Source organism: Nonomuraea sp. NPDC050022 (assembly GCF_044460705.1).
Taxonomy (GTDB): Bacteria; Actinomycetota; Actinomycetes; order Streptosporangiales; family Streptosporangiaceae; genus Nonomuraea.
In genome coordinates this window covers 216,321-243,280 of sequence record NZ_JBITKE010000010.1, presented here as the reverse complement: position 1 = coordinate 243,280, position 26,960 = coordinate 216,321, and the positions used below count along the sequence as shown (strand labels likewise).

General features: G+C 69.5%; 24 protein-coding genes. 8 read left to right on the top strand and 16 right to left on the bottom strand.

The genetic code is table 11. The features are described 5' to 3' along the window. Positions 1-362 precede the first annotated feature (362 nt). The 5 genes from ACIBO2_RS39110 (at position 363) to ACIBO2_RS39090 (ending at position 5,413) form a co-directional block, all read left to right on the top strand. Positions 363-1,178, top strand: a complete 816-nt coding sequence (locus tag ACIBO2_RS39110) for an alpha/beta fold hydrolase (protein WP_397303544.1) — start codon at positions 363-365, stop codon at positions 1,176-1,178. A gap of 271 nt (positions 1,179-1,449) precedes the next feature. Continuing rightward, the gene (locus tag ACIBO2_RS39105; RefSeq protein WP_358535284.1) at positions 1,450-2,106 is read left to right on the top strand and encodes a DNA repair protein RadC; all 657 of its coding nucleotides are present in this window, start codon (positions 1,450-1,452) and stop codon (positions 2,104-2,106) included. Positions 2,107-3,325: 1,219 nt separating this feature from the next. Further along, positions 3,326-3,637, top strand: coding sequence for a hypothetical protein (locus ACIBO2_RS39100; protein ID WP_358535282.1), 312 nt, complete (start codon positions 3,326-3,328; stop codon positions 3,635-3,637). Positions 3,638-4,410: 773 nt separating this feature from the next. Next, positions 4,411-4,896 (top strand): GntR family transcriptional regulator, encoded by a 486-nt coding sequence (locus tag ACIBO2_RS39095; RefSeq protein WP_358535280.1) that lies wholly within the window; start codon positions 4,411-4,413, stop codon positions 4,894-4,896. 40 nt (positions 4,897-4,936) lie between these two features. Continuing rightward, a complete protein-coding gene (locus ACIBO2_RS39090) occupies positions 4,937-5,413 on the top strand; it encodes a GntR family transcriptional regulator (RefSeq protein ID WP_358535278.1) in 477 nt (158 codons plus the stop codon). Here ACIBO2_RS39090 and ACIBO2_RS39085 read toward each other — a convergent pair. From ACIBO2_RS39085 to ACIBO2_RS39075, 3 genes are all read right to left on the bottom strand, one after another. After that, positions 5,403-5,801 (bottom strand): ASCH domain-containing protein, encoded by a 399-nt coding sequence (locus tag ACIBO2_RS39085; RefSeq protein WP_358535276.1) that lies wholly within the window; start codon positions 5,799-5,801, stop codon positions 5,403-5,405. The genes ACIBO2_RS39090 and ACIBO2_RS39085 overlap by 11 nt on opposite strands. Before the next feature lie 123 nt (positions 5,802-5,924). After that, complete coding sequence (locus tag ACIBO2_RS39080) at positions 5,925-6,947, bottom strand: hypothetical protein (protein WP_358535274.1); 1,023 nt, start codon at positions 6,945-6,947, stop codon at positions 5,925-5,927. 257 nt (positions 6,948-7,204) lie between these two features. Beyond that, positions 7,205-8,089, bottom strand: a complete 885-nt coding sequence (locus ACIBO2_RS39075) for a DMT family transporter (RefSeq protein WP_358535272.1) — start codon at positions 8,087-8,089, stop codon at positions 7,205-7,207. 40 nt (positions 8,090-8,129) lie between these two features. On the opposite strand from ACIBO2_RS39075, the gene ACIBO2_RS39070 reads away from it, so the two are divergent. Together ACIBO2_RS39070 and ACIBO2_RS39065 are read left to right on the top strand one after the other, a co-directional pair. Further along, entirely contained in the window at positions 8,130-9,527 is a 1,398-nt protein-coding gene (locus ACIBO2_RS39070) for a PLP-dependent aminotransferase family protein (protein WP_358535270.1), read from the top strand. Between the two features lie 481 nt (positions 9,528-10,008). Beyond that, the gene (locus tag ACIBO2_RS39065; protein WP_397303536.1) at positions 10,009-10,497 is read left to right on the top strand and encodes a hypothetical protein; all 489 of its coding nucleotides are present in this window, start codon (positions 10,009-10,011) and stop codon (positions 10,495-10,497) included. 376 nt (positions 10,498-10,873) lie between these two features. Here ACIBO2_RS39065 and ACIBO2_RS39060 read toward each other — a convergent pair whose 3' ends face one another. From ACIBO2_RS39060 to ACIBO2_RS39000, 13 genes are all read right to left on the bottom strand, one after another. Continuing rightward, entirely contained in the window at positions 10,874-12,250 is a 1,377-nt protein-coding gene (locus ACIBO2_RS39060; RefSeq protein WP_358535265.1) for a nucleotide pyrophosphatase/phosphodiesterase family protein, read from the bottom strand. A 4-nt stretch (positions 12,251-12,254) separates the two neighbouring features. Continuing rightward, positions 12,255-13,373 carry a metabolite traffic protein EboE gene (gene eboE / locus ACIBO2_RS39055; RefSeq protein WP_358535263.1) on the bottom strand — a complete coding sequence of 373 codons (1,119 nt, stop codon included), beginning with the start codon at positions 13,371-13,373 and terminating at the stop codon, positions 12,255-12,257. After that, positions 13,373-14,224, bottom strand: a complete 852-nt coding sequence (locus ACIBO2_RS39050) for a TatD family hydrolase (RefSeq protein ID WP_358535261.1) — start codon at positions 14,222-14,224, stop codon at positions 13,373-13,375. The genes eboE and ACIBO2_RS39050 overlap by 1 nt, the downstream gene beginning before the upstream one ends. Further along, positions 14,224-14,829, bottom strand: coding sequence for an EboA domain-containing protein (locus ACIBO2_RS39045; RefSeq protein WP_358535259.1), 606 nt, complete (start codon positions 14,827-14,829; stop codon positions 14,224-14,226). The genes ACIBO2_RS39050 and ACIBO2_RS39045 overlap by 1 nt, the downstream gene beginning before the upstream one ends. Continuing rightward, positions 14,826-15,683, bottom strand: coding sequence for a sugar phosphate isomerase/epimerase family protein (locus tag ACIBO2_RS39040; protein ID WP_358535257.1), 858 nt, complete (start codon positions 15,681-15,683; stop codon positions 14,826-14,828). Before ACIBO2_RS39040 ends, ACIBO2_RS39045 begins: the two co-directional genes overlap by 4 nt. Beyond that, positions 15,680-16,528 (bottom strand): SCO3242 family prenyltransferase, encoded by an 849-nt coding sequence (locus tag ACIBO2_RS39035; protein ID WP_358535255.1) that lies wholly within the window; start codon positions 16,526-16,528, stop codon positions 15,680-15,682. Before ACIBO2_RS39035 ends, ACIBO2_RS39040 begins: the two co-directional genes overlap by 4 nt. After that, positions 16,525-17,676 carry an inositol-3-phosphate synthase gene (locus ACIBO2_RS39030; protein WP_358535253.1) on the bottom strand — a complete coding sequence of 384 codons (1,152 nt, stop codon included), beginning with the start codon at positions 17,674-17,676 and terminating at the stop codon, positions 16,525-16,527. Before ACIBO2_RS39030 ends, ACIBO2_RS39035 begins: the two co-directional genes overlap by 4 nt. An 83-nt stretch (positions 17,677-17,759) precedes the next feature. Then, a complete protein-coding gene (locus ACIBO2_RS39025) occupies positions 17,760-18,767 on the bottom strand; it encodes a sugar phosphate isomerase/epimerase family protein (RefSeq protein ID WP_358535251.1) in 1,008 nt (335 codons plus the stop codon). After that, a complete protein-coding gene (locus tag ACIBO2_RS39020; RefSeq protein ID WP_358535249.1) occupies positions 18,764-19,936 on the bottom strand; it encodes a Gfo/Idh/MocA family oxidoreductase in 1,173 nt (390 codons plus the stop codon). The genes ACIBO2_RS39025 and ACIBO2_RS39020 overlap by 4 nt, the downstream gene beginning before the upstream one ends. After that, entirely contained in the window at positions 19,933-20,994 is a 1,062-nt protein-coding gene (locus ACIBO2_RS39015) for an ABC transporter substrate-binding protein (RefSeq protein WP_358535247.1), read from the bottom strand. The genes ACIBO2_RS39020 and ACIBO2_RS39015 overlap by 4 nt, the downstream gene beginning before the upstream one ends. Before the next feature lie 50 nt (positions 20,995-21,044). Continuing rightward, positions 21,045-22,055, bottom strand: coding sequence for an ABC transporter permease (locus tag ACIBO2_RS39010; RefSeq protein ID WP_358535245.1), 1,011 nt, complete (start codon positions 22,053-22,055; stop codon positions 21,045-21,047). Continuing rightward, positions 22,048-23,589, bottom strand: a complete 1,542-nt coding sequence (locus tag ACIBO2_RS39005; protein WP_358536133.1) for a sugar ABC transporter ATP-binding protein — start codon at positions 23,587-23,589, stop codon at positions 22,048-22,050. Before ACIBO2_RS39005 ends, ACIBO2_RS39010 begins: the two co-directional genes overlap by 8 nt. Positions 23,590-23,977: 388 nt before the next feature. Next, positions 23,978-25,297, bottom strand: a complete 1,320-nt coding sequence (locus ACIBO2_RS39000; RefSeq protein ID WP_397303526.1) for an ROK family protein — start codon at positions 25,295-25,297, stop codon at positions 23,978-23,980. Positions 25,298-25,540: 243 nt separating this feature from the next. Between ACIBO2_RS39000 and ACIBO2_RS38995 the strand changes: the two genes are divergently transcribed. Then, positions 25,541-26,818, top strand: coding sequence for an ROK family transcriptional regulator (locus ACIBO2_RS38995; protein ID WP_358535241.1), 1,278 nt, complete (start codon positions 25,541-25,543; stop codon positions 26,816-26,818). Positions 26,819-26,960: the final 142 nt, after the last annotated feature.

Here is a 26,960-nt window from a genome sequence, read left to right as displayed (position 1 = left end):
CTCGTCCGATCGGCCGCACACGGCCTGGCAAGCGGCGTTCCTCCTCCCCCCACTCGGCCCTATACGGCCAGGTCAGCGGCGTTCCTCCTCGTCCGATCGGCCGCACACGGCCTGGCAAGCGGCGTTCCTCCTCCCCCCACTCGGCCCTATACGGCCAGGTCAGCGGCCTGCTACTAGATCGAGGCTCAACCACTCACGGAGCACCATCCGAACCGGCGAGCGCCTTTGTCCAGCGCCGCCACATGGGCTTCAGCCCGGCCGAAACAACATCAAGCTAAGCGGTCTCACCTGGAAGTCTCTCGGGGTTGACTTTCGATGTGATGCACCGGCCCACTGAGGACGGCTTACTACCATGAGTGAGCATGGAGCTTACGGAGCGATTCGAGTGGCATGGGAGGCAGATCGCCTGGGGACGCGCGGGCGCTGGTCCGGCTGTGGTGTTCTGTCATGGCACGCCGTTCTCATCAGTGTTGTGGCAGCCGTTCGCGGAGGCCTTGAGCCGCGACTTCACCGTCTACTTGTGGGACATGCCCGGATATGGCCGGTCCTCCAAGCACGCCGATCATCCCGTGGATTTCGGCGCGCAGGCCGATGCGTTCGCGGCGCTGCTCACGCACTGGGGGTTGGACCGGCCACATGTGATCGCCCACGACTTCGGCGGCGCCGTATCCCTGCGCACGCACCTGATCCTTGGCGTCGATTACGCCTCCCTCATACTCGTCGACGTCGTGGCCATCCCGCCCAGCGGCTCGCCTTTCTTCAAGTTCGTACAAGATCATCCTGACGTCCTGCCGCAGCTACCGGCCTACATCCATACCGCCATCGTCCGTACCTACATTCAGGGCGCGAGCCACCGCGGCCTGCGCGACGACGACCTCGACGCCCTGGTGCAGCCGTGGACGGGAGAGGAAGGCCAGCCCGCCTTCTACCGGCAGATCGCCCACTATGACGAACGCTTCCTCGAAGAGAACGAGGAACAACTGGGCCGCATCAGCATCCCCGTGCGGATCCTGTGGGGCAACAGCGACGCGTGGATCCCCACCGATATCGCCCGACGACTGCACAGCCTGATCCCCACGGCCGAGCTTTCGCTGATCGACGCCGCCGGTCACCTGGTCCACCATGACGCGCCCGTCCCACTCATGGACGAAATCCGCGCCTGGCTCACCGTTTGCTGAGGCTCCGCACGCGGGCGCGATCTGGATTGTGAAAGGGCCGGCGTACAAGGTCACTACCTGGCTTGTGAGGGGGTTGGCGTACGCGGTCGCGATCACCCTCACGGACTGATCGAATCACATCCGAAAGTCAACTCCCGAGACGCTCCAGCCGAGACCGCAAAGTCAGCCCGATCGAAGCTCAAAAGACGTACCCCGCGATATTCCAGGCGATCCCTCCTGGCCAGGCCAAGGTTGTCAGTGCTCGTTGATACAACCGTTCTGGAGGTTGCGGATGCGAGTCAAAGACCTGCCCTTGCGTGAGCGGCCACGCGAGCGGCTGATGGCGAGCGGGGCCACGGCCCTGGCCGACCGGGAGCTGCTGGCCGTGCTCCTCGGTTCCGGTTTTCGAGGGGCGAGCGCGATGGATCTGGCAGCCCAGGTGATCGCGCACTGTGGCGATCTCGACGGGCTGGCCCGATCCGAGCCGCACCGCCTGCTCGCCGTGCCTGGCGTCGGGCCCGCCAAGGCGGCGCGGGTGGCGGCGGCTTTCCATCTCGTACGGCGAGCGCAGACAGATCCTGAGCGGACCAAGATCAGCAGCACTTCCGACCTGGCGACGGTCGTCGCTCCGTTGCTCCGCGGCCACTCCCGGGAGCGGCTGGTCGTGCTGGCATGCGACGTTCGGGGGGCCGTGTTGCGGCGGGTGGTGTTGACCGAGGGTGGCTCCGACCACACCACAGTGCCGGTTCGGGACATCATCACTGCGGTGCTCACGGCTGGTGGGGCGGCGTTCGGGGTCGCGCACAACCATCCGAGCGGCTCTCTCGATCCGAGCGAGGCGGACCTGCTGGCTACAGCGCGTCTCGCCGCGGCTGCTAAGACGGTCGGGCTGCAATTCCTCGATCATCTGATCATCACGGAAACGGCATGGCGTCGGGTGCCCTTCTGACCGCTGCGGAGGGTGGTCCGGGACCGGGCCACTCTCCGTCCACCTTGAGAGGCACTGGCCCCGAGCCGACCACCGAACCCGTACTACCGGATCTCGACGTGACCCCGACCCCCCGGGCGACGCAACCTGGGTGGTGTCCCATGGCGGATCGACGATCTCGCTGTGCGTTTCCTACGTGGGCGAACAGGGCTGAGCAGGTGAGAAACTACATCGCTCTGCGGAACGTCATCGACCGCCGAACCCCAGGCGCGCTCCAGCCCGCCGAACCCCGACCGCTCTCGGCCTTTCCCCAAGCACCAGATCATCGAGGCCGGCCCCGTCACCCCTGAAGGCTTCACTGTCTCTCTCGCTGTTATCAGGATCGTCCGGCCGCGTGGTGTCCCACTGAGTAATGGATCCACGAACTCGCTGTATGGCTCCTACGAGGGATTAACAGGGCCGAGTGGCCGAGAAACTACGCCGCTCTGCGGGACGTCATCTCCGGCGGCCGCCGTGGCTGCGCATTCGCTCGACGCGCTCTCGCGTCTCGCCGAGCCCTTATGCGGCGTTCTGAGCACCCCTTAGGGTGCTGATCCACCGCAAGCCCAGCGAAAGGCATGTTTGCGTTGATAGCTCTGAAGGCAAGGCTTCCCTCAGCAGAGCGTGAGACGCTACCTCTGCGAGCAGGTCGACTTGACGTGAGTCGGCCAACCGCTCGCACCAGCGTGGTCCCGTGCCTCCCGGAGGGCATGGGACCACGTCTACCCGCTACTGGGTCCGTCCACTACGCGCGCCAGCGCAGTAACACCGTGGACGGTCGGACTCCCTGCGCGGTCTACCCAGTAGCGGGCGTGTGGGAAAGGCTCAGCATCCCCCACGCGGGTTCTCGGAGCGTCGGCGAACTGCGATCACCGGCGATCAGGGAACCCGTAGTGCACAAAGACTCTCTGAAATCGCAGCCGCTCGACTGTAGAGGGCGGCTGCCTCGTCGCTGGCCCCGTATCAGACGCGGGATGCGGGGCCAGCGCGACCCCGCCGAGTGTGGCGCGCGAGTTCGGGATCAACGCCAGCACCCTGGGCAGCTGGGTGAACCGGCATCGGATCGCGCGCCCAGGACGAGCAGCAGCCTGTCTCCGGGCCGGACCGGGCCAGAATCCGGGAGCTGGAGCGGGAGAACACCGAACTGCGCAGAAGCTGACATTCTTGAAAAAGCAGCCGCCTTCTTCACGGCGGACAGTCGATGACGCTCGCCGGGTACGAGCTGATCGACGCGGAGAAGGCCCATCACCCGATCGCCCGCATGTGCGCCTGGCCGAGCGTGTCCCGCTCGGGCTACCACGAATGGCGCGATCGGCCGGCCTCGGCCACCGCGCAACGCCGGAGGCTGCTGACCGCTCTGGCCACCGAGATCTTCGCCGACCCACGCGAGACCTACGACAGCGTGAAGATGGTCCGCCGAGGGCTGGCGCGAATGCCGCGGGAGCCGATCGAGGCGGGGGCGACCGTGGCAGTCGGCCACGCTCGTCTGCGCACAGCAAGGTGCGGTCCGTAGCGCTAGGGGCATCGCAAGCGACTACCGACCAGCGCCGCCGGCGATCTGAGTGCGGACAGCGGTATCTGCACATGCAAGGTCCCCGCATGCAAGGTCTGGCGGATCTGCGCCGGCCTGTACGCCGAAACCGCGGCGTTCCGCGAGCGGCCCCTCGAACACACCGCCTTCCGCAACTCCAGCGGAATGGTCCACCAGAAGGTCGTCGCAGGCCCCAGGCGCGGAAAGGGGACCTGCGCGAACGGGTGGGGCCCCGGCAGGACGCGGAGTTCCTGGGATGACGTCTGCCGGGAGAACGGACAGGCTGAGCGCACCCGATCACGGATGCCACGCAGCCGGGCGGCAGGACGACCGAGGATGCCCCGACGGCGTCTCGCGATCATCGAGCATCTCCCTGCAGCAGCAGGGACCACAGAGCGTCCATTTGCGAGGCGTTCCTTCGGACGCTCTCCTCCACCACCACTCGCCCACCCTTTCTCGTCGTCCTGCGGATGTAACGCTGACCGCCCGCCTGACACAGCTCATAGAACACCGACCGGCAGTTGCAGGTGTGATCCCGCACGCGCGTCCGTTGAGTGCGGAACCCTTCAGGCCCCCACTCGATAGACACCGACATGCGACTGGCCGCTGCCACATGGCGGCCGTGGAGGTCACCTTCTTCCCACGCCATGGGGCCACTATAACTCAGCCGTATCCATTGGTCTAGCACGTATCCACATACTCAATGAGCGTGTCCATTTTGAGGATGCATGTATGGTTTCGTCTATAATCCGAGGGTGCTAGATCGCGACGGGCCCGTCCCCATCTACAAGCAGGTCGCGGACCTTATCTGCGATCAGATCGAGCGTGGCGAGCTCGCGGCGGGCGACCCCGTACCGAGCGAGGCCAAGCTCGAGAAGGACTACGCGATAGCGAGGACCACGGCCAGGCGCGTGGCGCGCGAGCTCCGCGAGCAGGGCATGGCGTACACAATTCAAGGCGAAGGCACATTTGTTGGGCCGCCTGGCACCCCACGCGCGTCCCGAACCATACCGATTTATCAAAAAATCGCCGAAGAGATCGCCGAACGGATCCGGCAGGGCGAAATAGCGCCCAACAAAGCGATTCCCGGCGAGAAGGCCATGATGCAGCAGTACAGCGTGGCCAAGGTAACGGCACGCCAGGCTGTGGCGCACCTCAGGGAGCAGGGCTGGGTTTTCACCGTTCCTTATCGCGGCACTTTCGTTTCTGATCCGAAGGAATGGCCGATCGAGGGTCAATAACTCGCCACCTATTGTCCAGGCGATGTATACCCTTGGCAACATGCTCGACCGTGAGGGTGACACTCACCCTTATCAGCAGATCAGCGAGATCATCCGCTCGCGCGTCGCCACGCTTTCGCCTGGCGACCCCGTGGCAAGCGAGGCGGAAATTCAGCGCGAATTCGGCGTGGCCCGCACCACCGCGCGCAGGGCGATCCGGGTACTTCGCGACGAGGGACTCATTCATACCGTTCAAGGCGAGGGAACGTTCGTCGGCGCGCTCAACGAGGCACCTCGCGTGTCCCACAAAATCCCGCTATATCAGCACATAGCTGCTGAGCTTGCGCAGCGCATCATGGCCGGAGAGCTACGCCCGAGACGGCCGATCCCCGGGGAGACGGCTCTACTGCAGCAGCATGATGTAGCACGCGAGACTGTCCGGCGAGCCATGGCATTGCTGCGCGCGCAAGGGTGGATCTACACGGTCCCTCAACGCGGGAGCTACGTCGCACCAGAAGAGCTCTGGCCTAAGGGGTAAGAAGGCGGAAGGTCAGGCAGACGACCGTCGACGAGTCGGTCACCTCGCGCCCGAGGCCGGCCCAGTACCGTCCGTGAACCTCACGCCAGTGCTCGACAGAGCGAAATCCCTCCCCCTCCGCCTGCGCGAACTCCCAGCTCACCGCCCCGAACGGCACCTGCTCCACCCCCACCACCTCAAGCAGAGCCGCCCGTGAGCCCTCGTCGTCCACGAGCACCAGGCGCTCGCCGACGTGTTCCAGTGGCTCGTCCTCGGCCTCGTAGTCGAGTTCCAGCAGGCCCGCCGTGGCCGTCTTGGCACCGGACAGGACCAGATCGGTCAGCCAGGTGCGTTGCTCGCCAGGCATGCCGAGTTCGACCACACGGAACCCATCGATGCGTCCCCACATGCAACGGATCGTAACGGTCGCCGCAACCCGCGCCGATGATCCGGCCGACGTCGGCTGCGGTAGCGCCGTCTCCTCAAAAGCCGGGATGATCCGGTCGACGTCAGCTGCGGTGGCGGCGTCTTCTCAGAAGACCGGGATGATCTCCTCGGGATCGATGAAGTCGACCTGTACGCCCTCCAGGTCGAGTTCGGGGATGGCGGGGAAGGCGATGCCCCAGCGTTCGACGATGGCGCGGATGCGGGCCATGGCGAGCCGCCAGTTCTCCGCCTGCTCCTCAAAGGAGAGAACGCCCAGCCCGGCCTGCCTGGCATGGTCCATCAGGACGCGGTGATTGGCCAGGAAGTACGGCGGCAGCTCCCAGAAGCCCTCCGGCGGCTCCCAGAGGATCATGGACAGGAAGACGAAACCGGCTCGGAGTTGGCGGGTGATGAGGGAGCGGGTCTCGTCGGTCAGGCCGGGCCACTCGTTCTCCAGAATGACCATGCAAATCTGGAGATGTCGGGACTCGTCGCGGCCGATGCGCTGGAACATCTCGCCGAAGACGGGATGCTCCGTGCCCGAGGCCATGCCCCTGAACAGGGTCGAGGCGGCCATCTCGCCCATCATGAAGCTGGTGAAGAGCACGGGCAGCGTGTACTTGCCCACGGCCACGTTGTAGCCGGTCCAGTAGCGGCCACCGTTGTGATAGAGCCAGCCGATGTTGTTGTGGGCGGCCTTCTCCAGGTCGTCGGACGGGGTCCAGTCGAGGGGGCCGCCGGGCCAGAGCTTGGCGATGGTCCGCTGGCAGCACTCCTCGTGGTTCATCTCGTCGCGGGTGATCGAGAAGAAGCACTTCCGGACCGGATCCTCCTCGTGCTTCTCGAACGCCTGAATGGTGGCGCGGGCGAACACCGCCGGCCCCGAGGCGTCGAAGTTGGCCAGCACGGCGAACCAGTACATGATCCCGAGACGCTGCTCACGGGTGAAGTCGTCCGGGTTCAGCCCGTCCCAGGGCAGGTCGGCCGGGTTCCAGACCGTCCGTTTGGATTTCTCGTAGATCGCCGCGAGCTTGGCCGTCTCGACCCGCCACTCCATCGGGTAGATGTTCGGCTGCGGGATCTCCGGGGCCGGCCAGAAGCCGCCTTCGGGAATGGTGAGGTCTGCCATGTGTGACACCTCCGCCTCCTATCCTGCGGGGCGGCGTCACGTCTTTCAAGTACGCCTCCCGCCTCCTGTCCTGCGGGGCGACGTCATGTCTTTCAAGCCTCCCGCCTCCTGCCCCGAAGGTGGGCGCATCGCGCCGACGGTGCCCGCGCGCTCGACCATACGCCCGTCACCCGCCGTCAACGATTGGCGCGTCATGGCGACGGCCAGACACAGAGCACCGCCCTCAAGTACGCGTGCATTGCGTGACAACACCGCCCTCAAGTACGCGTGCGTTGAGTGACAGCCACACACACGAGTACGGCCACCGCGGCCGCCACAGTCGCCGGACCGTACCTCTCCCCCAGCAGCACCCAAGCCCAGGTGAGCGTCAACAGCGGCTGCGTGAGCTGCGTCTGCCCCGCCCTGGCGATGCCGCCCCTGGCCAGACCGGCGTACCAAGGGACGAACCCGAGAAACATCGAGATCACCCCCACATACGCGAACCCGGCGAGCGCCTGGGGCGACGGGTGGACCGGGGTGGTGAAGGCGAGTACGGCCGTCACCGGGACCGTGAGCGGCAGGGAGAGGACGAGGGCGTAGGAGATGACCTGCCAGCCGGGCGTCTCGCGGGAGAGCCGAGCGCCTTCGGTGTAGCCGACGGCCGCCGAGACCAGGGCGCCGAGCAGGAGGACGTCGGGCCAGGCGGCCGTGCCCTGCCCACGGGTGAGGGTGAAGGCGGTGATGGCGATGGCGCCTGCCGCACAGGCCAGCCAGAACAGGGGGCGCGGGCGCTCGCCGGCGCGCACGACCGCGCAGACGGCGGTGGCGGCCGGGAGCAGGCCGATGACCACGGCGGAGTGGGCGGTGGTGGCACCGAGGTCCAGCGCCAGGCCACTGAAGACGGGGAACCCGAAGACCACACCGAGCGAGATCGCCCCGTAGGAGCGCCACTGGTGGCGGGGCGGGAGCAGGGGAAGACGGGCGGCTTTGAGGCAGATGAGCGCTATGACGCCGGCGATCACGGCGCGGCCGATGGCGACCAGCCACGGGTCGAAGCCGCGCATCGCGTAGGCGGTGGCGGGAAAGGAGCCGGAGAAGGCGAGTACGCCGAGGAAGGCGAGGAGGGTGCCCTGGCCTCGTGGAGACTCAGGGGAAGCGACCACCGCTACTCTGTCGCCGACGATAGCGCTATTCTTATCCGTCATGGAACAGGATAGCAGTATCGCCCAAATCACCGCGATCCTGCGCCAAGAGCTCAGCCGTCTGCGGCCGGGAGACCGTCTCCCCTCCTCCAGAGAGCTCATGCGCCGCCACAACGTCAGCCCCGTGACGGTCTCGCGGGCCATCGGGCAGCTGGCGGCCGAGGGCCGGGTGGTCACCAAGCCGGGCATCGGGGCGTTCATCGCCCAACCGCCTGCAAAACCCAACGAGCCGCCGGACTTCTCCTGGCAGACCGTCGCCCTGGGCGATCGGGTGGTCGACGAGAGCCCGGTGACCGGGCTGCTGACCCCGCCGCCCGAAGGCGTCATCCCGCTCACCGGCGGCTACCTCAACCCCGGCCTCAGGCCCGACAAGCAGCTGGCCGCCGCGGCGGGGCGGGCGGTGCGCAGGCCGGGGGCGTGGGCGATGCCGCCGCTGAGCGGGCTGGCGGAGCTGCGCAGGTGGTTCGCGACGCAGGCTGGGGGCGAGGTGACCGCGGCCGACGCGCTGATCGTCAGCGGCGGGCAGGCCGCGCTCACGCACGCCTTCAGGGCGCTGGCCGCCCCGGGGACGCCGGTCCTGGTCGAGACGCCGACCTATCCGGGCGCGCTGGCCGCGGCAAGGGCGGCGGGGCTGCGGGCGACGGCCGTGCCGATGGACCAGGACGGCGTACGGCCCGATCTGCTGGCCGAGGCGTTCGCCGTCACCGGCGCGCGGGTGTTCCTCTGCCAGCCCACCCTGCAGAACCCGACCGGCGCCACCCTCACCCACGAGCGCCGGGAACAGGTGCTCCAGGTGGCCAGAGCGGCGGGCGCGTTCGTGATCGAGGACGACTACGCGCGTTACCTCAGTGACCGGACGCCGCCGCCGATGGTGTCGATGGATACGCACGGCACGGTCGTCTACATCTGCTCGCTCACCAAGATCCTGTCACCGAGCGCGCGGGTCGCGGCCGTCATCGCGCGCGGTCCGGCCTCCCATCGGCTGCGGGCCAGCCAGCTGGTGGAGTCGTTCTTCGTGGCGCGTCCGCTGCAGGAGACCGTTCTGGAGTTCGTCGAGTCGCCCGGCTGGCGCCGGCATTTGGCGAACGTACGGGGCGAGATCCTGGTCCGCCGCGACGCGCTCGCCACTGAGCTGGCCATGCGGCTGCCCACCGCCGAGCTGCATCTGCTGCCGAAGGGCGGCATGCACCTGTGGGTACGCCTGCCACCGGAAACCGACGAGAACGCCCTGGTCGAGGCCGCGAAACGCAACGGTGTGCTGGTGAGCCCCGGCAGGATCCATTACCCATCGGAGCCGCCGGGACCCCGCCTGCGCGTCACGCACATCGCGGCCGCCCATCTGGCGGAGCTGGCCGAAGGGGTGCGGCGGCTGGCTCAGGCGCTGGCGAACACCTCGTAATGCTCCACGGTCCCGCTTTCTGTCGACCAGGAACGCGTCGTCCTCCGGATATAGGACCGCCGCGCCCAGATCCTCGCCGGCGAACGCCCTGATCGCCTCCCGCGCTGGACAAGTGGGGCGGTGAGCGCTGCCATGGCCATGCGACTGGGCACGACCCGGGCCGGCGGCCGCGAGCTGATGGACGCCCATATCGCTCTCAGGGTCGCCCACGGCCGTCTTGACAACCTGTGCGGGGCGAGTGCCGTCTACGCGCAAGCAGTCGAACACCACCGGCACATCGTCGCCTGGCTCGCCCCCGCACGGACCACAGCCGAAAGGCAGCAGATCGCCGCACTCGCGGCCGATACCGGCGGTTTCGTGGGCTTCCTTACCTACGACCTGGGCATGGCGGAAGACGCGGCCGCGCACTACCGCGACGCCGCCACCTACGCCCGGCAGGCAGGCAGGCGACCTGTCGTCCTGCACCAACCTGCTCGGACAGATGAGCCGCATTCTCGCCGACCAAGGGCACTACCGCCGCGCCTTCACCCTCGCCGACGGCGCGCTTCACCTGGCCGGCACCCAAGCGCACCCCGCCGTCCGGTCCTGGCTACACGCCGTACGCGCCCACCACTACGCCTACCTCAGCGACACCCGCGCCTCTCAAGCCGACCTCGGCGCCGCCTGGAACCTGCTCGAACGTGCCGGCGACGGCGAGAAACCACCGTACATCGCCTACTTAGCCGCTGCCGAAATCGGAAAATGGACCGGCCACGCCATGGTCCGCCTCGGCCGTAGCACCCCCTCTTTCCTCGCCGCAGGCAAGATCGCACTCGATGAGGCCCGCGCCGCCTGGCCGACCACGAGCGTCCGCGGCTCAGCCGAACTGCTGACCGTGAGCGCACGCATATACGCCGCCTGCGGTGAGCGCGCGATGAATAAGCAGCCGCGACGGTACCAGCGCGACCCATCTCCATCGGCCACCTGCTGACGTTGGAGGAGATGGAGCAGTTCGTGAACACCGAGTCCCTCGCCCTGCGCCATGTCGTGCTGGTCAAGGACGGCGTTATCACCGACCCGTGCCGCTACGTGCTTCCAGCGGCAAGCGGCCCCTCTTCCTCAGCCGCAGGCAACTCGCGGCCCGCAGGTCGCGCCGTCTCAGCACTCGCGAACCCACTCCGCCGAACCCGCTCCCGCCGACCGGACGCCTCCACGACCAGGACAGCGAAATACCAGCTGCCATTCCCGCCCCGGCCGTCCGGGAACACCCGTGGCCGAGCGCAGCGCGTCTCCCGGCCGCAGATTCTGCCATGTCCTCACCTCTGCTTGGGCGGTGCCTCCGCCAAGCGGCTCCTTCTTCAGCGGGATCACCCAAGTGCCAGGCGGAGCAGCAGGTTCTTGACTTCTGTTGCCTCGAATCGTTCCCTGGCGGCGGATGGGTCGGAGCAGAGCAGCACCGGCGCGTCGGCGGAATCGGTGGGAAGCAGCCCATGTGAGCCGCGTACGGCGCGGGCGCCCTGGTCGAGGCCGATGACGTTCATGAGGTAGCGCAGGCCGAGCTTCTTGCGCAGCAGTGCCACGCCGGCCCTGCGCTTGGCGGCACCGGGGTGCGCGGGGTCGAAGAAGAGCTCGGCGGGGTCGTAGCCGGGCTTGCGATGGATGTCGACGAGGCGGGCGAAGTCGGGCGCGCGGGCGTCGTCGAGCCAGTAGTAGTAGGTGAACCACGCCTCCGGCTCGGCGAGCAGGACCAGTTCACCGGAGCGGGGGTGGTCCAGGCCGTGCGCCTTCTTTCCGCTTTCGTCCAGCACCTCGGCGACGCCGGGCAGGGACGCGCAGAGTCCGGCGACGGCCGGCACGTCGGCGGGGTCGGATATGTAGAGGTGCGCCACCTGGTGGTCGGCGACGGCGAACGCGCGCGATGTCCACGGGTCAAGGTATTCCATGCCGTCCTGGGTGTGGACACGCAGGAGCCCTTCCGCACGGAGCATCCGGTTGACGTCGACGGGGCGGCGGACGTCGGTGATGCCGTACTCCGACACGCAGACGACCGTCCTTTCCTGCGTCGCCGCGGCGTCGAGCAGCGGTGTCAGCACGGTGTCGAGCTCGGCGGCCGCAGCGGCGGCGCGGGGGTCGGACGGGCCGTACCGCTGCAGGTCGTAGTCGAGGTGGGGGACGTAGGCCAGCGTCAGGTCAGGGTTGTACGCGGTCATGACGTGCTGGGTGGCACGGCAGATCCAGGCCGATGAGGCGATGCCCGCTCCCGGGCCCCAGTAGGTGAACAGCGGGAAGGTGCCGAGCGCCGCGGTCAGCTCGTCGTGCAGCTCCGGGGGGTCGGTGTAGCAGTCGGCCTCCTTGCGCCCGTCGGCGTAATAGATCGGCCGGGGGGTGACCGTCCAGTCGACGTCGGCGCCCATCGCGTACCACCAGCACACGTTGGCCACCGTGAGGCCGGGCCGCTCGCGCCGGGCGGACTGCCACACCTTCTCCCCGCCGACGAGGGCGTTGTGCTGGCGCCACAGCAGGACCTCGCCGAGGTCGCGGAAATACCAGCCGTTGCCGACGACACCGTGATCGGCCGGCGGGGCACCGGTGAGGAACGTGGACTGCACCGAGCAGGTGACGGCGGGCAGGACGGTGCCGAGTTCGGCCTGGAAGCCGTCCGCGGCGACGGCCCGGAGTCGCGGCATATGCGCGAGCAGTCGCGGGGTCAGCCCCACCACGTCAAGAACCAGCAACGATGTCATGTTCTCACTCCCACGAACGCAACTCGGTACGGGCGAAGTCCAGCTCGCCGGCGATGCCCGCGGCGAGCTGTCCGGGGGTCCGTGGACGCAGGGCGGGCGGCAGCACCCCCCAGGTATAGGTCTCCACCTCGAAGTGGTCGCAGACAGGCCGCGGCCCGCCGAGGAGCTCCGCGAGCGCCGCACGCATCACGGGGATGGTCGTGGCCAGCGGCGCAGGCGGTGAGACGTGGAGTGGAACGTGATAATGGACCCGCCACGGCCCGGGCAGCATCTGCTCGAAGGCCTCGTCGAGGTCGTCGGCGGTGTCACCCGCGGGGTTGCGCGTCTGATGCAGGAAGCGCGGCTCGGCGTACTCGCGCAGGGTGTCCGGGTCCGCGCTCTCCAGGGCGGCGGAGAGCTGGACCTTGACGACGGGCAGGCCGGCCCTTCTCAGCTCCTTCAGCGCGTCGGCAGGCTCTTCCCAGGCGCAGGCCAGGTGAGCGAGGTCCAGGCAGATGCCGAGCCGGTCGCGGTCGACATCGGCGAGCCGGGCCACCGCCTGGCCCGTCGTCTCCACGACGCAGCCGGGTTCGGGTTCGAATCCCACCCGGATCACCCGCCCGGTGGCGGACTCGACGGTGGCCAGCCCGGCGGCCAGCCGGTCGAGCCGGCGTGCGGCGAGGTCGGCCATCTGGGTGTCCCAGGGATCGCGCCAGGCGAGCGGCAGCGTCGAGACCGACCCACGGGCCACGTCGCCGGGGAGCAGGTCCGCGAGGACGAGCGCCAGGTCCAGGGTGTACGACAGGCGGTCCTTGGTGGTCCAGTCGGGATGGTAGACGGCGTGCTTGACGACTGGGTCCTGGAAGGAACGGTAGGGGAAGCCGTTGAGCGTGACCACCTCCAGCCCTCGTACGGACAGCTCACGGCGGAGCCTGGCCCGCAGGGCGGGGTCGGCCGCCATGGCGGCGGCGACGGGCGCGGCCAGCCAGAGCCCGAGCCCCAGGACGTCCGTGCCGAGGCGGGCGCGGATCGGGACCGCGTAAACGTCGAGCTGGGCGATGATGCCCTCAAGATCCTCGGCCGCGTGCACGTTGGTGCAGTAGCCAAGGTGCAGCGGGATTCCCCCCCGGTGGCGCAGCCGCATCAGCTGCCTCCGCGCTTGATGGAGCTGCCGGCGAAGGTCGTCTGGTCCGCGCCGGTGCCGGTCAGGTCGAGACGCCCGGACTGGCTGTAGAACTCCACGGGGTTGCGCCACAGCACCCGGTCGACGTCGTCCTCGGTGAATCCGGCGGCCAGCATGGCCCTCCCGGTCTCCAGGGTGAGCAGCGGGTCCGAGACGCCCCAGTCGGCGGCGGAGTTGACCAGCATCCGGTCCAGGCCGTACCGCCGGAGGATCTCCACCATGCGCGGCGGCGACATCTTCGTCTCGGGGTAGATGGAGAAGGCCATCCAGCATCCGGAGTCGCGCACGATGCCGGCGGTGACCTCGTTGAGGTGATCGACGGCGACCCGCCCGGGCGCGATCCCGGAAGCGGCGACGACCTCCAGCGTGCGCCGGGTGCCGCCGGCCTTGTCACGGTGGGGGGTGTGGACGAGCGCGGGCAGGTCGTGCCCGACGGCGAGGTCGAGCTGCCGCTCGAAGGCGTCGTCCTCCTCCGGGGTCATCGAGTCGTAGCCGATCTCGCCGACCGCGACGACCCGGTCCTTGTCCAGGTAACGCGGCAACAGGTCAAGCACGGGGCGGCAGCGCGGGTCGTTCGCCTCCTTGGGGTTCAGCGCGATCGTCGCGTGGTGGACGACGCCGAACTGGGCGGCCCGGTACGGCTCCCAGCCGATCAGTGAGTCGAAGTAGTCGGCGAACGAGCCGGGGGCGGTGCGAGGCTGCCCTAGCCAGAAGGCCGGCTCCACGACGGCCCGGACACCGGCGGCGGCCATCCGCGCATAGTCGTCGGTGGTGCGCGATGTCATGTGAATGTGCGGGTCGAAGATACGCATCAGGGCTCCTCACGGGTCAGACGGTCGAGCAGGGTGGCGGCGTCCGCGGGCATGGGGCGTCCCGCGGCGGCACGCTCGTCGGCGAAGGCGGCCAGCATGGCCGCCAGCTCACGGTCGGCCCGCTCGTCCAACCCGTCGACCGCAGTAAGCGGCACGCCCGTGAACACGCACTTGAGCACCCCCTGCCGCCAGGCGGCCTGGTCGAGGTGGCGGGCGTACGGCCCGAGGGCCGCGGCCAGGAGGCGGGCGTCATTCGTGCGGATCGCGTCGTGCAGCAGCGGCAGCCCGGCCGCACCGACGGCGAGCATCGGCAGTGCCTTGAGCACGGCCCGCTTCTCGTCGGCGTCGCCGTAGCGGTAGAGGTCGCCGATCTCGGTCTGGGTCCGGTCCGCCGGCAGCGCGGCCAGCAGCAGTGCCCTGGCCGCCTCGTCCGCCGTCCAGCCGGGCACATCGGGCAGCGGTGTGCGCCCGGCCCGCCGTCCGGCCTGGGTGAAGGATCGGCCGATCGTCTCGGGTCGCTCACTCGCCGTGGTGAGAGCGGCGTCCACCCATTCTCCTCGCGGGGTTTCCCGCAGCGCGGCTCGCAGCCGTTCCGGTCGCGTCACGCCGTTCTTCCTTCTCCATGACACCTGGCCGCCTGTTCGGCTCCGCGCAGGAATTCGATCGAACGTGCGGCCACGGCCGGCGCTGCGTGGGAGTGGCGGGGAAGCTCGACCGCGACCAGGCCCCGGTAGCCGGCGTCGGTGAGCGCGCGCAGCACCGGCGGGAAGTCGATCTCCCCTTCGCCGAACTCCAGATGTTCGTGTGCGCCCCGCCGCATGTCGTCGATCTGGACGTTGACCAGGTGCCCGGCGACGGCCGCGACGCAGTGGGGAACGGGGTCGGGCTCGTTGCAGCGGCAGTGCCCGATGTCCAGGGTGATGCCGAAGCCGTCCGGAGACCCAAGTGCCTCGTGCAGCGTCCGCCAGCCGGCGATCGTCTCGATGAGCATCCCCGGCTCGGGTTCGAATCCCAGCGGCACGCCGGCGCCCTGCGCGGCGTCGAGAACCCGCCCGCAGCCGTCGGCCAGCCGGTCCCAGGCGGCGGCCGGGTCGATCCCGGCGGGGCGTACGCCGGACCAGAATGACACCGCCTCGGCCCCGAGGTCGGCGCCGATCGCGACGGCGCGGCACAGGAAGTCCACCCGCCGGTCCCGGTCGTCGTCCAGCAATGTCGGGGCGTGCTTGCGCCGCGGATCGAGCAGGTAACGCGCACCGGTCTCGACGACCACCGCCAGATCGAGGTCGCGCAGCCTGTCGGCGACCTGCGCCACGCGCCGTCCCAGCCCGTCGGCGTACGGGTCGAGGTGGCAGTGGTCAAGCGTCAGGGCCACTCCCTCGTAGCCGAGGCCGGCGATGACGTCGAGGGCGTCCGGCAGCCGGTGATTGGCGAAGCCGTTGGTGCCGTAGCCGAACCTCATGTCGCGGAGATCTTTCTGACCAAGAGGCGGGCCGGCGGGATCGTCGCCGCGAGGGCGAGGCCGAGACGGGGGGCGCCGCCGCGCGCGGCGAGGGCTCCCTGGAGGGCCGGCAGGCTGACGATGCCCGCGCTGACCGCGTCACGGACGCGCCGCGCGGAGGGGTCGGCGACGGCGCGCGCCTGCGGGAGGCCGAACTGCGCGGCGTACAAGCCGGCGAGGGCCGGCCGCACCGGTCCCGCGGAGCCACTGGTGGTGGCGGCTGCGAGGGCGACGGTGCCGGCCAGGGTCGCTGCGGGCAGGCGCGGATCCGCCCCCGACACCTCTTTGTGCGAGAGCGCCGTGAGCAGGTACGTGTGAGCGGCGATGGTGAGCGCGGAAGGCATCGCGGCAGCGGGGCGGGAGCCTGCGGTGGCGCCCAGCAGCACGTCGAGGCCGCGGCAGAGCGCCATCGTCAGCGGACCGGCGGCTGTGTTCTTGACCGCCACGTCGTATGCCCAGATGGCGGCCGCCAAGGGGGCGGTGACCGCCAGGGCGCGCCGGCCGCCCGCGACCCCGGCCACGGCGAGCCCGGCCACGGTGAGCCCCACCGCCGTGCCGAGGGCCGCGCCGGCCGGCACGCGGCCCGAGGGAATGGGGCGCTCCGGGCGCTCGACCGCGTCGATATGCCGGTCGGCCCAGTCGTTGGCCGCCATTCCCGCCCAGTACAGCAAGACCGAGGAGCAGGCCAGCCCGACGGTACGGCGGCCGAGCGCCCCACCGGCGGCCGCCCCGGCGATCACGTCGCCGGGTACCGACAGCGCGGCCGGTGCCCGCACCAGGTCGATCAGATCGCGCAGCGCCGTCACCGCTCCCTCCCCCGCGGTCCAAGCGCGTCCACGGCGGCCCGCAACGCCTGCCACTGCTCCGCCAGCCCATGCGGCACCTCTCCGAGGGGGTCCTTGAAGAAGAAGGCCAGTTCGGTGAGCGGGCCCGTGCGCCCGGCCCGATGAGCGGCCGCGGTCAGCCGCGCCAGGTCCAGGATCAGCGGCGCGGCCAGCGCCGAGTCGCAGCCGTGCCAGGTGAACTCCATGCGCATGCGGGTTCCGAGGAAGCCTTCGAAGGAGATCAGGTCCCAGGCGGTCTTGAAGTCGTCGAGGTCCTCGACGAAATCGATCCGGGTGTCACCCTGCGGGGCGTAGCCGAGCGTCTCGGGGAGCACGCGTTGTTTGCTGGCGGACTTGGCCGCGTTGGCGGCCGGCTCGGCCAGGTTCGCGCCGTCGCCGCCGCCCAGCAGGTTGATCCCGGACCAGGTGCGAACCTTCAGGTTGCGCACGGCGAACATCGGGGCGAGCACCGACTTGACCAGGGTCTCACCGGTCTTGCCGTCGTGGCCCGCGTACGGGAGGCCCTGTCTGCGGGCCAGAGTGTCGAGTGCCGGCAGGCGGGCGCCGGTGGAGGGCGTGAAGTCGACGTACGGGCAGCCGGCCAGAAGGGCGGCGTAGGCGGCCAGGGCGCTGGGCGGCAGGACGGGCTCCGGGCCGTCCAGCGCGGCCCGCAACACGTCGAGATCGACGTGGGCGGGATGTGGTCGTGGCGCCGGTTCGGTGGTCGACACGTTGATCACGACGACGCGGTCCAGCTGGTGCCGCCGGCGGAAGCGGTCCAGGTCGGCGCCGATAGCGTCGGCGACCTCGGCTTGGGCGTCGCGGACCGGCAGAGGCCGTACGTCCTGCTCGACCTCGGACAGCGCGTCCCGCACCGCCTCGGCCAGCCGCGCGGGGACGATTCCCGCCTCGGCCAGCGCGGCGGCCTTCTTGCCCAGGGGGATCGAGGAGATGTCGTGGCCGCCGAAGACCAGCTCCCCTATGCCGGGCAGGACGTCACTGTGCAGTCCGGGCGTCTCCAGGACGCATCCGGTCGGGTCGGCCAGTCCCGCCCGCACCGCCAGCGCCCCGAGCATGCTGGTGACCGCGACCGATCCTCGTGCTCCGATCAGCCATACTCCGGTTCTCATCTGTCTCCTCTCACGATCGTTCTCCGGGTCAGCTCGCCCGGGGCGGAGGCCACTTGTGCGGCCGCCCGCCCCGGGGTGATGTGTCACTCAGAGGAGAAGGCGGCATCGAAGGCCGCGGCCGGTGGGGTGATGGCGTTGAGCGAGCGGATGTAGGCGAGGGACTCCGGCGCGCCGTGCAGCCGGTCCATGCCCGCGTCCTCCCACTCGATGGAGATCGGGCCGTCGTACCCGATGTGGTTGAGCGCGCGGAAGCATGCCTCCCACGGCACGTCGCCCCGGCCGGTGGACACGAAGTCCCAGCCGCGCCGGGGGTCGGCCCAGGCCAGGTGGGAAGACAGGCGGCCGCGCCGTCCGTCGCGGGTGGCCACCCGGGCGTCCTTGCAGTCCACGTGGTAGATCCGGTCGGCGAAGTCGAGGATGAAGTTCGCCGGGTCCAGGTCCTGCCACACCATGTGCGAGGGGTCCCAGTTCAGGCCGAAGGCGGGCCGGTGCCCGATGGCCTCCAGCGTGCGCACCGTGGTGTGGTAGTCGTAGGCGATCTCGCTGGGGTGCACCTCGTGGGCGAAGCGCACCCCCACCTCGTCGAAGACGTCGAGGATCGGGTTCCATCGGTCGGCGAAGTCGGCGTACCCCGCCTCGATCATCGACGGGGGCACCGGCGGGAACATCGCCAGCGTGTGCCAGATCGACGAGCCGGTGAAGCCTACGACGGTCGTGACGCCGAGAGCGGCCGCCGCGCGGGCGGTGTCCTTGATCTCTTCGGCGGCGCGCCGCCGTACGCCTTCGGGTTCGCCGTCGCCCCAGATGCGGGCGGGCAGGATGCCCTTGTGGCGCTCGTCGATGGGATGGTCGCAGACCGCCTGGCCGACCAGGTGGTGGGAGATCGTCCACACCCCGAGGTTGTACTTGGCCAGGGTCTCCTTCTTGCGTTCGATGTAGGAGTCGTCCGCGAGAGCCTTGTCGACCTCGAAGTGGTCGCCCCAGCAGGCGATCTCCAGGCCGTCGTAGCCCCATTCCGAGGCCAGCCGGCAGACCTCCTCGAAGGGCAGGTCCGCCCACTGCCCGGTGAACAACGTGACCGGTCTCGTCATGAACCCTCCACAGTCGTGAAGCGGCTGCCCTCAGCCGCGCTCTGCTCGACGGCCGCCAGCACCCGCTGCACCCGCAGGCCGTCCTCGAACGACGGTGCGGGGTCGGTGCCGGCGGCGATCGCCTCCAGGAAGTCCTTCGCCTCGTGGACGAAGGCGTGCTCGTACCCGAGGCCGTGGCCCGGCGGCCACCACGCCCCTGCGTACGGGTGGTCCGGCTCGGTGACCTGCACGCGCCGGAATCCGTGCTCGGCGCTGTCGACGGTGTGGTCGTGGAACCACAGGTCGTTCATCGCCTCGAAGTCGAAGGCCAGGCTGCCCAGGGCTCCGTTGATCTCGATACGCAGCGCGTTCTTGCGCCCGGTCGCGAAGCGGGTGGCCTCGAAGGAGGCCAGTCCGCCGCCGCTGAGCCGTGCGATGAACAGCGCCGCGTCGTCCACGGTGACCGCGCCCCTCCCGGTCCCGCCGCCGGCCGAGAGCCCGGACGAGCCGGCCGCCAGAGGACGCTCCTTGACGAAGGTCTCGGTCAGCGCCGCCACCCCGGTCAGCCGCTCACCGGTGATGAACTCGGCGGCGTCGATGATGTGGGCGCCGATGTCGCCGAGGGCCCCGGATCCGGCCTTGTCCTTCTGGAGCCGCCACACCAGGGGGAACTCCGGGTCGACGATCCAGTCCTGCAAATACTGCGCCCGTACGTGCCGGATCTCACCGACCCTGCCCTCTTCGACGAACCGCCTGGCCAGCGCCACGGCGGGCACGCGGCGGTAGTTGAAGGCGACCATGCTGCGCACGCCGCGCGCCGCCGCCTCCTTCGCCGCCGTGGCCATGGCCTCGGCCTCGGCCACGGTGTTGGCCAGCGGCTTCTCGCACAGGACGTGCTTACCGGCCGCCAGCGCCGCGACGGCGATCTCGGCGTGCGAGTCGCCGGGCGTGCAGATGTCGACGATCTGCACGTCGTCGCGGTCGAGGAGGCGCTTCCAGTCGGTCTCCGCGCAGGCCCACCCCAGCTTCTCGGCGGCCTGCGCGGTCGCCTCGGCGGATCTGCCGGCCACGGCCACCATCGCGGGTTTGACCGGCAGGTCGAAGAACGCGTCCACGCTGCGCCACGCCTGGGAGTGGGTACGGCCCATGAAGGCGTAGCCGACCATGCCGATCCCGATGACGGGCCTCATGACTCGAACCCGAGAGGCATGTACTTGGCGGCGTTGTCCTTGGTGATGGTCTCCGAAGCCAGTGTGATCGACTGCGGCACCTGCTGCTCCAGCAGGTCGCTCATGCCCTTGTCCTGGGCGATCAGCCGGGCGATCTTGATCGCCGAGGCGGCCATGGTGGGGGGATAGGTGACGGTGGCCTTCAGCACGCCGCTGTCGGCCTGGATGTCACGCATCGCGTTGGCCGAGCCCGCGCCGCCGACCATGAAGAACTCGTTGCGACCGGCCTCCTTGATCGCCGCCAGCACGCCGATGCCCTGGTCGTCGTCGTGATTCCAGATCGCGTCGATCTTCTTGTGCGCTTGGAGCAGGTTGGCGGCCACCTGCGTTCCGGACTCCACCGTGAACTTGGCGTCCTGTTGCGCGGTCACCTTGAAGCCGTACGTCTTCAGGGCGTCGGCGAATCCCTTGCTGCGGTCCTGGGTCAGCGGCAGCGTGGCGATGCCCTGGATCTCCAGGATGACCGGGTTGGAGACGCCCTTGTCCTTCAGCGTCTTGCCGATCTGGTGTCCGGCGGCCACGCCCATGCCGTAGTTGTCCCCTCCGATCCAGGCCCGGTACGACAGCTTGTCCGGGAAGACGCGGTCCACGTTGACCACCGGGATGCCCGCGTCCATGGCCTGCCGGGCGACCTGGTTGAGCTGCTGGCCGTCGTTTGGCAGGATCACCAGCACGTTGACCTTCGCCTGGATCAGCGACTCCACCGCCGAGATCTGCTGGTTGATGTCGTTGGTCGGCTCGACCGGCTTGAACTCGACGTCGGTGTACTGCTTGGCCGCGTCCGCCGCGTTCTTGCTGATGGCGGCGATCCAGCCGTGGTCGGCGGCCGGGGCCGAGAAGCCGATGACGACCTTGTCACCGGGGGCGTCGTTGCCCTCCTTGGCCGCGGGAGCGGCGGCGGGCGCGCTCGCCTGCTGGGTGGCGGCCGGCTCGTTGCTGGTGCAGGCGCTGAGGAGGGCACCCGCGCCGAGAGCGGCGCCGCTGACGAGGAAGCCGCGCCGGGCGACGTTCTTGTCCATATGTTTCTCTCCTTGCTAAAACCGGTCGGGGTTACGATCCGGCCCTGGTGTCAGGTGTGTGTCTTGAGGCTTCGCCGCTGCAGCAGCACGGCCGCGACGATGATCGCGCCCTTGGCGACGAGCTGGTCGGCGGTGTTCAGGCCGTTCAGGATGAACAGGTTGGTGATCACGGTGAAGATCAGCAGGCCGAGGATCGATCCGATGATCGTGCCCCGGCCGCCGCTCAGCAGCGTCCCGCCGATGATCACTGCGGCGATCGCGTCCAGCTCGTACAGATCGCCGTGCGTGGACGACCCGGTTGTGGTCCTGGCCATGATCAGCACCGCGGCGATCCCGCAGCACAGCCCCGACAGGGCGTACAGCATCAGCGTGTGCTTACGCACGTCGATGCCGGCCAGGCGGGCCGCCTCGGGGTTGCCGCCCACCGCGTAGGTGCGCCGGCCGAACGTCGTGCGGTTGAGCACCAACCAGCCGAGCAGCACCACCAGCGCGAATACGTACACCAGCAGCGGCAGCCCGAGCACCCGCGTGGTCGACAAGCTCACGATCATCGAGTTGTCCTGCTGCACGAGCTGCGTGCGCTGGTTCGACATACGCTGCGCCAGGCCGCGCCCGGCCACCATCATCGCCAGCGTCGCGATGAACGGCACCATCCGGCCGTAGGCAATCAAGATTCCGTTCAGCAGGCCCGCGCCGGTGCCCACGACCACCGCGCACACGATCATCACGACCGGCCCGTAGGACTGGGTCGCCAGCGTGGTCGCCCACACCGACGCCAACGCCATCAGCGCGCCCACCGACAAATCGATGCCACCACCGATGATCACGAACGTCATTCCGACGGTGATCACCCCGATGGTCGAGGCCAGCGCCAGGATGCTCACCAGGTTGGAGGAGGTCGCGAAGTTCTCCGGCCTCGTCACCAATCCCACGATCGCCAGTAGCACCAGCGCCGCGACCAGCCCCAGATGTCGGAGCTCGCCCAGCCGGCCGAACCGCCCGCCCGGTCCCGCCGCCTTCACGCGCGGGCCGGCAGGCGCGGCCTGATCAACCTCAGTCATGCAATGCTCCTTCAGAGGGGGGATTCGCCACATCGGGCAGTTGTCCTGTGGAGACCATCACCAGGTCGAGCACCCGGTGCTCGTCCAGGTCCTCGGCCGGCGCCTCATGGACGATCCGGCCCTCGCGGATGACCAGCACACGGTCGGCCAGGCCGAGCACCTCGGGCACCTCGCTGGACACCAGCAGCACCCCGATGCCGTCGTCGGCCAGCTTGCGCACCAGCGCGTACAGCTCGGCCCGGGCGCCGACGTCCACACCGCGTGTGGGCTCGTCCAGCAACAGCAGCTTGCGGTCCTCGGCCAGCCAGCGTCCCAGCACCGCCTTCTGCTGGTTGCCGCCCGACAAGGTCCTGATCGGCCGGCGCGGATCGGGCGGACGGATGTCCAGCGCCTCCGACAGCCGTTTGGCCTCGGCGAACTCGGTCTGGCGGTCGAGCCAGCCCAGCCACCGCGGCTTGGTGTAGCGGCTCAGGCTCGCCAGCGTGATGTTCTGCGCGACGGAGTGGTCCAGCAGCAACGCCTGCGCCTTGCGTTCCTCGGGGGCCAGGCCCATGCCCATCCGCACCGCGCGAGTCGTGCTGCCCGGCCGCACCGCCTGCCCGTCGAGCACGACCCGGCCGCTGGCCCGCCGCGCGCCGTAGATCGCCTCGATGATCTCGCTGCGGCCGGAGCCGACCAGGCCGGCCAGGCCGACGATCTCCCCGGCCCTGATGCTGAACGACACGTCCGCGAACCGGCCGGGCAGCGTCAGGTTCTCCACCCGCAGCACCTCGGGCCGCCCCTCGTGGGCGCCCCTGTCCGGCCGAGGCGGGAACACGTACTCGACGTTGCGGCCGGTCATCAGCGCCACGATCTTCGAGGTCGGGGTGTCCTTGGCGGCCAGCCCCACCGCGACCGTGCGCCCGTCCTTCAACACGGTGACGCGGTCGCCGATCTCGCGGATCTCCTCCAGCCGGTGCGAGATGTAGATCACCGCCACGCCCTGGGAGGTGAGGTCGCGGATCACCCGGAACAGGTTGCCGACCTCGTCGTGGTCCAGCGCGGCCGACGGCTCGTCCATGATGATCAGCCGGGCCGAGTGCGACAGCGCCCTGGCCATGCTGACGATCTGCTTGTGCGCCGGCGACAGCCAGCCCACCTCGGTGCGGGGGCGGATCTCGCTGTGCCCCAGCCGCTTGAGCAGCTCGGCCGTCGCCCGGTCGGCCTCGGCCCGGTGGGAGAATCCGAAGGTCGCCATCTCGTGGCCGAGGAAGATGTTCTCCGTCACGCTCAACCCGTCCACCAGATCGAGTTCCTGGTAGATGGTGGCGATTCCGTGGCCCATCGCCGCGGTCGGCGGCGCCAGCCGTACGGGCGAGCCGTCGAGCAGCACCTCGCCCTCGTCGGGTTCGTGGGCACCGGACAGGATCTTGATGAGCGTGGACTTCCCGGCGCCGTTCTGGCCGAGCAGGCAGTGCACTTCACCGGCTCTGACCTCAAGGTCCACGCCGTCCAGAGCGCGCACGCCGGGGAACTGCTTGACGATTCCTCGCATCACGAGCAGAGATGACGAGTCGGATGGTGACCGCGGCACAGGGGCCTCCCTCGGTTACGGTGTGGCCGTGCCCGCCTGATGGCCCCGCCCGCCTGACGGCGCCGGTAGGCACCGCCGCGACGGCACCGAGGTCGGCGTCAACGATGCCGGTGCGGCTCCGGGCGGCCGATCAGGCGGGCGGGACGTTCTGGGTGGGAAGAGGGCACGGTGGGGAAAGGGCGCAGGGGGTTCCGTCCGCTTGACCGCATGCCCCATGGCCGCGGCACGCGGGATGAGCGGGTGTGCCGAGGCGGTGCGGGACAGGACGGGTCAAGCGGACGAGTTGTTCAGGGGTAGGCGGCAGGCCGGGGCCGGGTGGCGGACACGCGGGTCAGGGGGACTCTGGCAATCAGGCCATCGGGGTTCCCTCGATCATCCCGATGGCTGAGGGCGTTAGGATCTTGACGCTTGTGGGGTCGTAGAGTGCCCGTTCGACGACGACTCCGGCCGCTCCGCGTGAGGCGGCGCCGAAGCCGAGGTCTGAGGCGGCGAACCGGCAGCGCTCGACGGCGCTGCTCATGCCCAGGCATGCCAGCGTCTGCTGCGCCGCGGGGATGAGCAGGTCGGCGAGTCGCGCGAAGTACCCGCCCAGCACGATCACCCGTGGGTTGAAGAGATTGACCAGCATGGCCGTCCCGATCCCGAGCCACCGGCCCACCTCCGCGACGGCGACGTCGACGCGGGGATCTCCTTCGGCTCGCCGCTGCTCGATCTCGGCCAGCCGCTCCTCCGGGTCACGGACGATCTGCGGGCCCATGCCGTACGCACGATCAGGTGTGGCCATGCGGACCAGCGCGGCCAGCCCGACTTTGGTCTCCCAGCAGCCGACACGGCCGCAGCGGCACAGTTCACCGGACGCGTCGACCATGACGTGGCCGACCTCCCCCGCGAAACCGTCCGCTCCGCCCAGCAGCCGCCCGCCGGAGATGACGCCGCCGCCGACACCCACCTCGCCTGTGAGGTAGACCAGGTCGGAGGTGCCCGCCGCGACGCCTGAGGTGTACTCGGCCAGGGCGGCGAGGTTGGCGTCGTTGTCCACCGTGATGGGGATGTGCCCCGCGATGTTCGCGTGGGACAGCCGCTCCGCCACCGCCACCCCGCGCCAGCCGAGGTTCGGGGCGACGACGACGGTGCCGGTGGTGTCGATCAGGCCGGGGACGGCCACGGTGATCCCGGCCGGGGTGACCCCGAGCCGGTCGAGGTCGTCGACGATCATCTCGGCCATACGGGCCAGCTCGTCCAGTGAGCGTTCCGGGCCGGAGCCCATGGCGTCGAAACCGATGCGCCGGTCAACGATCACTCTGCCGGCCAGGTCGGTGGCGATCGCGGCGATGTAGTCGACGTTGACTTCCATGCCGAGGGCGCCGACGCGGGAGCCGTCCAGGACGAGCGCGACACCCGGGCGGCCGACAGAACCCGCGTGCTGCGGCCCCGTCTCCTTGACCAGTCCGCGCGCCTGCAACTCGCTCACCAGACTGGTGACGGTCGCCTTGTTCAGCCCGGTCGCCGCTGCGACGGCCGATCGGGTGCACGGGCCGCACGCGCTCACGTGACGTAGCACGAGGGCGAGGTTGGAACGGCGCACGGTGGCCTGGTCCGCGGGAACTCCCGCGGACCCGCCGCGACTCATCGAGTCGGTCACGTGGCCGTCGGGTCGGCTGTGGTCCACGCTCCTCCTCGATTAGTTCGGATGACTAGCCGAATTAAAGGCAGCGATACCCCGAGGACACAAGTGTTAAATCGTTCGCACCTTCCGTAACGTTCCGGTAACCAGAGCGAGAAAAGTGGCTGAAGTGCACAGATGTGAGCGATGCCAACTCGTTACGGACTTGAGGGGTGCACGGTCCGACATCGCCGTGTTACAACTCCTGATTAATTGATCTCGGAGACAAACAAAGGGCAGGTGGTGCGGGTGACGTACAGGCCGCCCTTCACCCGCGCCCCGGGCGGCGCTCCGCCGGCGGGTCCCGCCACGCTGCGCCGGGCGAACCTCTCGCTGGTGCTGCGCGAGCTGCGTGAGCACGCATCCCTGTCCCGCGCCGACATCGCCCAGGCGACCGGACTGCATCGGGCCACCGTCTCCAACCTCATGGCCGAGCTCCTGGAACGGCGGCTGGTGCGGGAGGTCGGTGTCAAGCACGTCGGGGCGATCGGGCGGCCCAGACGTGCGGTGGCGCTGCACGGCGCGCACGTCGGCGCCCTGGGCATGGAGATCAACGTCGACTACATCGCGGTCCACGGCACCGACCTCAGCGGCCGGGGCCTGGTGGAGCGCCGGGTGGTCCACGACGCGATGGGCAGCGGCCCGGACAGCGCCGTGCGCCGGCTCGGGCTCGTGGCCAAGGAGGCTGTGGAGGCGATGCGGCGAGCCGGGGCGGTCCCGATCGGCATCGCGGTGGCCGTCCCCGGACTCGTGGACGTGACACGCGGCGTCGTGACACTCGCGCCGAACCTCCACTGGCGCGACCTGCCCCTGGCCGAACAGCTGAGCTCCATACTCGGCCCGCGGAGCGTGCCGGTGTGGGTGGACAACGACGCGAACCTCGCCGCCCTGGCCGAATACACCTCCGGCGTCGCCGCCGGCACGCCCCACCTGGTCTATCTCACCGGAGAGGTGGGCGTGGGCGGCGGCATCATCTCAGGCGGCGAACTTCTGCGCGGAGCGGACGGATTCTCCGGCGAGGTCGGACATCTGCGGGTCGACCCTAACGGCGACCGATGCGGCTGTGGCCGCATCGGCTGCTGGGAGACCAAGGTCGGCCTGGCCGCGCTCGTACGTGCGGCCATGCCCGAGCAGGCGTACGGGTTGCCCGGCATGCCGGTGCCCGACCCCGGCGAACGGGTGGCCGATATCGCCAGGGGCCTGGCCTCCGGCGACCGGCGGATGACGATGGCGGTGGCACAGGTCGGCGAGTGGCTCGGGCTCGGTGGCTCGATCCTGGCCAACCTGTTCAACCCGCGAGTGATCGTCATCGGAGGCTATTTCGCCTCACTGGCCCAGTGGCTGCTGCCACACGCACAAGATCAGCTGCAACGGCTCGTGGTGGCCGCTCCCGCCGCCCACTGCCGATTCGTCGCCTCCACGCTCGGCTTCGGCGCCGCCTCCCGCGGCGCGGCGAGCATGGTGGTCAACCACATCATCGACGATCCGACGACGATCATGGATTCGCCCAGGCCGGCACCGTACTGACGGCCCCACAGACCTGGAGACGGCACCCTCCAGCAACCGCAACATCCGCTACCACCAAGTGGCAACAAGCGCGGCGGCGCGCGCCTTGCTGACATCCCCCCAGTCAGGAAGGGTTCTTCATGTCACCACGTCATCGAACGTG

Coding starts and splice junctions, on each gene's coding strand:
- ACIBO2_RS39060 (WP_358535265.1), bottom strand. CDS start 12,250: ATGACATCGTTGCTGGTTCTTGACGTGGTGGGGCTGACCCCGCGACTG.
- ACIBO2_RS39025 (WP_358535251.1), bottom strand. CDS start 18,767: ATGACGAGACCGGTCACGTTGTTCACCGGGCAGTGGGCGGACCTGCCC.
- ACIBO2_RS39080 (WP_358535274.1), bottom strand. CDS start 6,947: ATGGCAGACCTCACCATTCCCGAAGGCGGCTTCTGGCCGGCCCCGGAG.
- eboE (WP_358535263.1), bottom strand. CDS start 13,373: ATGCGGCTGCGCCACCGGGGGGGAATCCCGCTGCACCTTGGCTACTGC.
- ACIBO2_RS39065 (WP_397303536.1), top strand. CDS start 10,009: ATGAGCCGCATTCTCGCCGACCAAGGGCACTACCGCCGCGCCTTCACC.
- ACIBO2_RS39050 (WP_358535261.1), bottom strand. CDS start 14,224: ATGCGTATCTTCGACCCGCACATTCACATGACATCGCGCACCACCGAC.
- ACIBO2_RS39020 (WP_358535249.1), bottom strand. CDS start 19,936: ATGAGGCCCGTCATCGGGATCGGCATGGTCGGCTACGCCTTCATGGGC.
- ACIBO2_RS39090 (WP_358535278.1), top strand. CDS start 4,937: ATGCTCGACCGTGAGGGTGACACTCACCCTTATCAGCAGATCAGCGAG.
- ACIBO2_RS39085 (WP_358535276.1), bottom strand. CDS start 5,801: ATGTGGGGACGCATCGATGGGTTCCGTGTGGTCGAACTCGGCATGCCT.
- ACIBO2_RS39010 (WP_358535245.1), bottom strand. CDS start 22,055: ATGACTGAGGTTGATCAGGCCGCGCCTGCCGGCCCGCGCGTGAAGGCG.
- ACIBO2_RS39030 (WP_358535253.1), bottom strand. CDS start 17,676: ATGAGAACCGGAGTATGGCTGATCGGAGCACGAGGATCGGTCGCGGTC.
- ACIBO2_RS39040 (WP_358535257.1), bottom strand. CDS start 15,683: ATGAGGTTCGGCTACGGCACCAACGGCTTCGCCAATCACCGGCTGCCG.
- ACIBO2_RS39070 (WP_358535270.1), top strand. CDS start 8,130: ATGGAACAGGATAGCAGTATCGCCCAAATCACCGCGATCCTGCGCCAA.
- ACIBO2_RS39015 (WP_358535247.1), bottom strand. CDS start 20,994: ATGGACAAGAACGTCGCCCGGCGCGGCTTCCTCGTCAGCGGCGCCGCT.
- ACIBO2_RS39105 (WP_358535284.1), top strand. CDS start 1,450: ATGCGAGTCAAAGACCTGCCCTTGCGTGAGCGGCCACGCGAGCGGCTG.
- ACIBO2_RS39005 (WP_358536133.1), bottom strand. CDS start 23,589: ATGCGAGGAATCGTCAAGCAGTTCCCCGGCGTGCGCGCTCTGGACGGC.
- ACIBO2_RS39100 (WP_358535282.1), top strand. CDS start 3,326: ATGACGCTCGCCGGGTACGAGCTGATCGACGCGGAGAAGGCCCATCAC.
- ACIBO2_RS39110 (WP_397303544.1), top strand. CDS start 363: ATGGAGCTTACGGAGCGATTCGAGTGGCATGGGAGGCAGATCGCCTGG.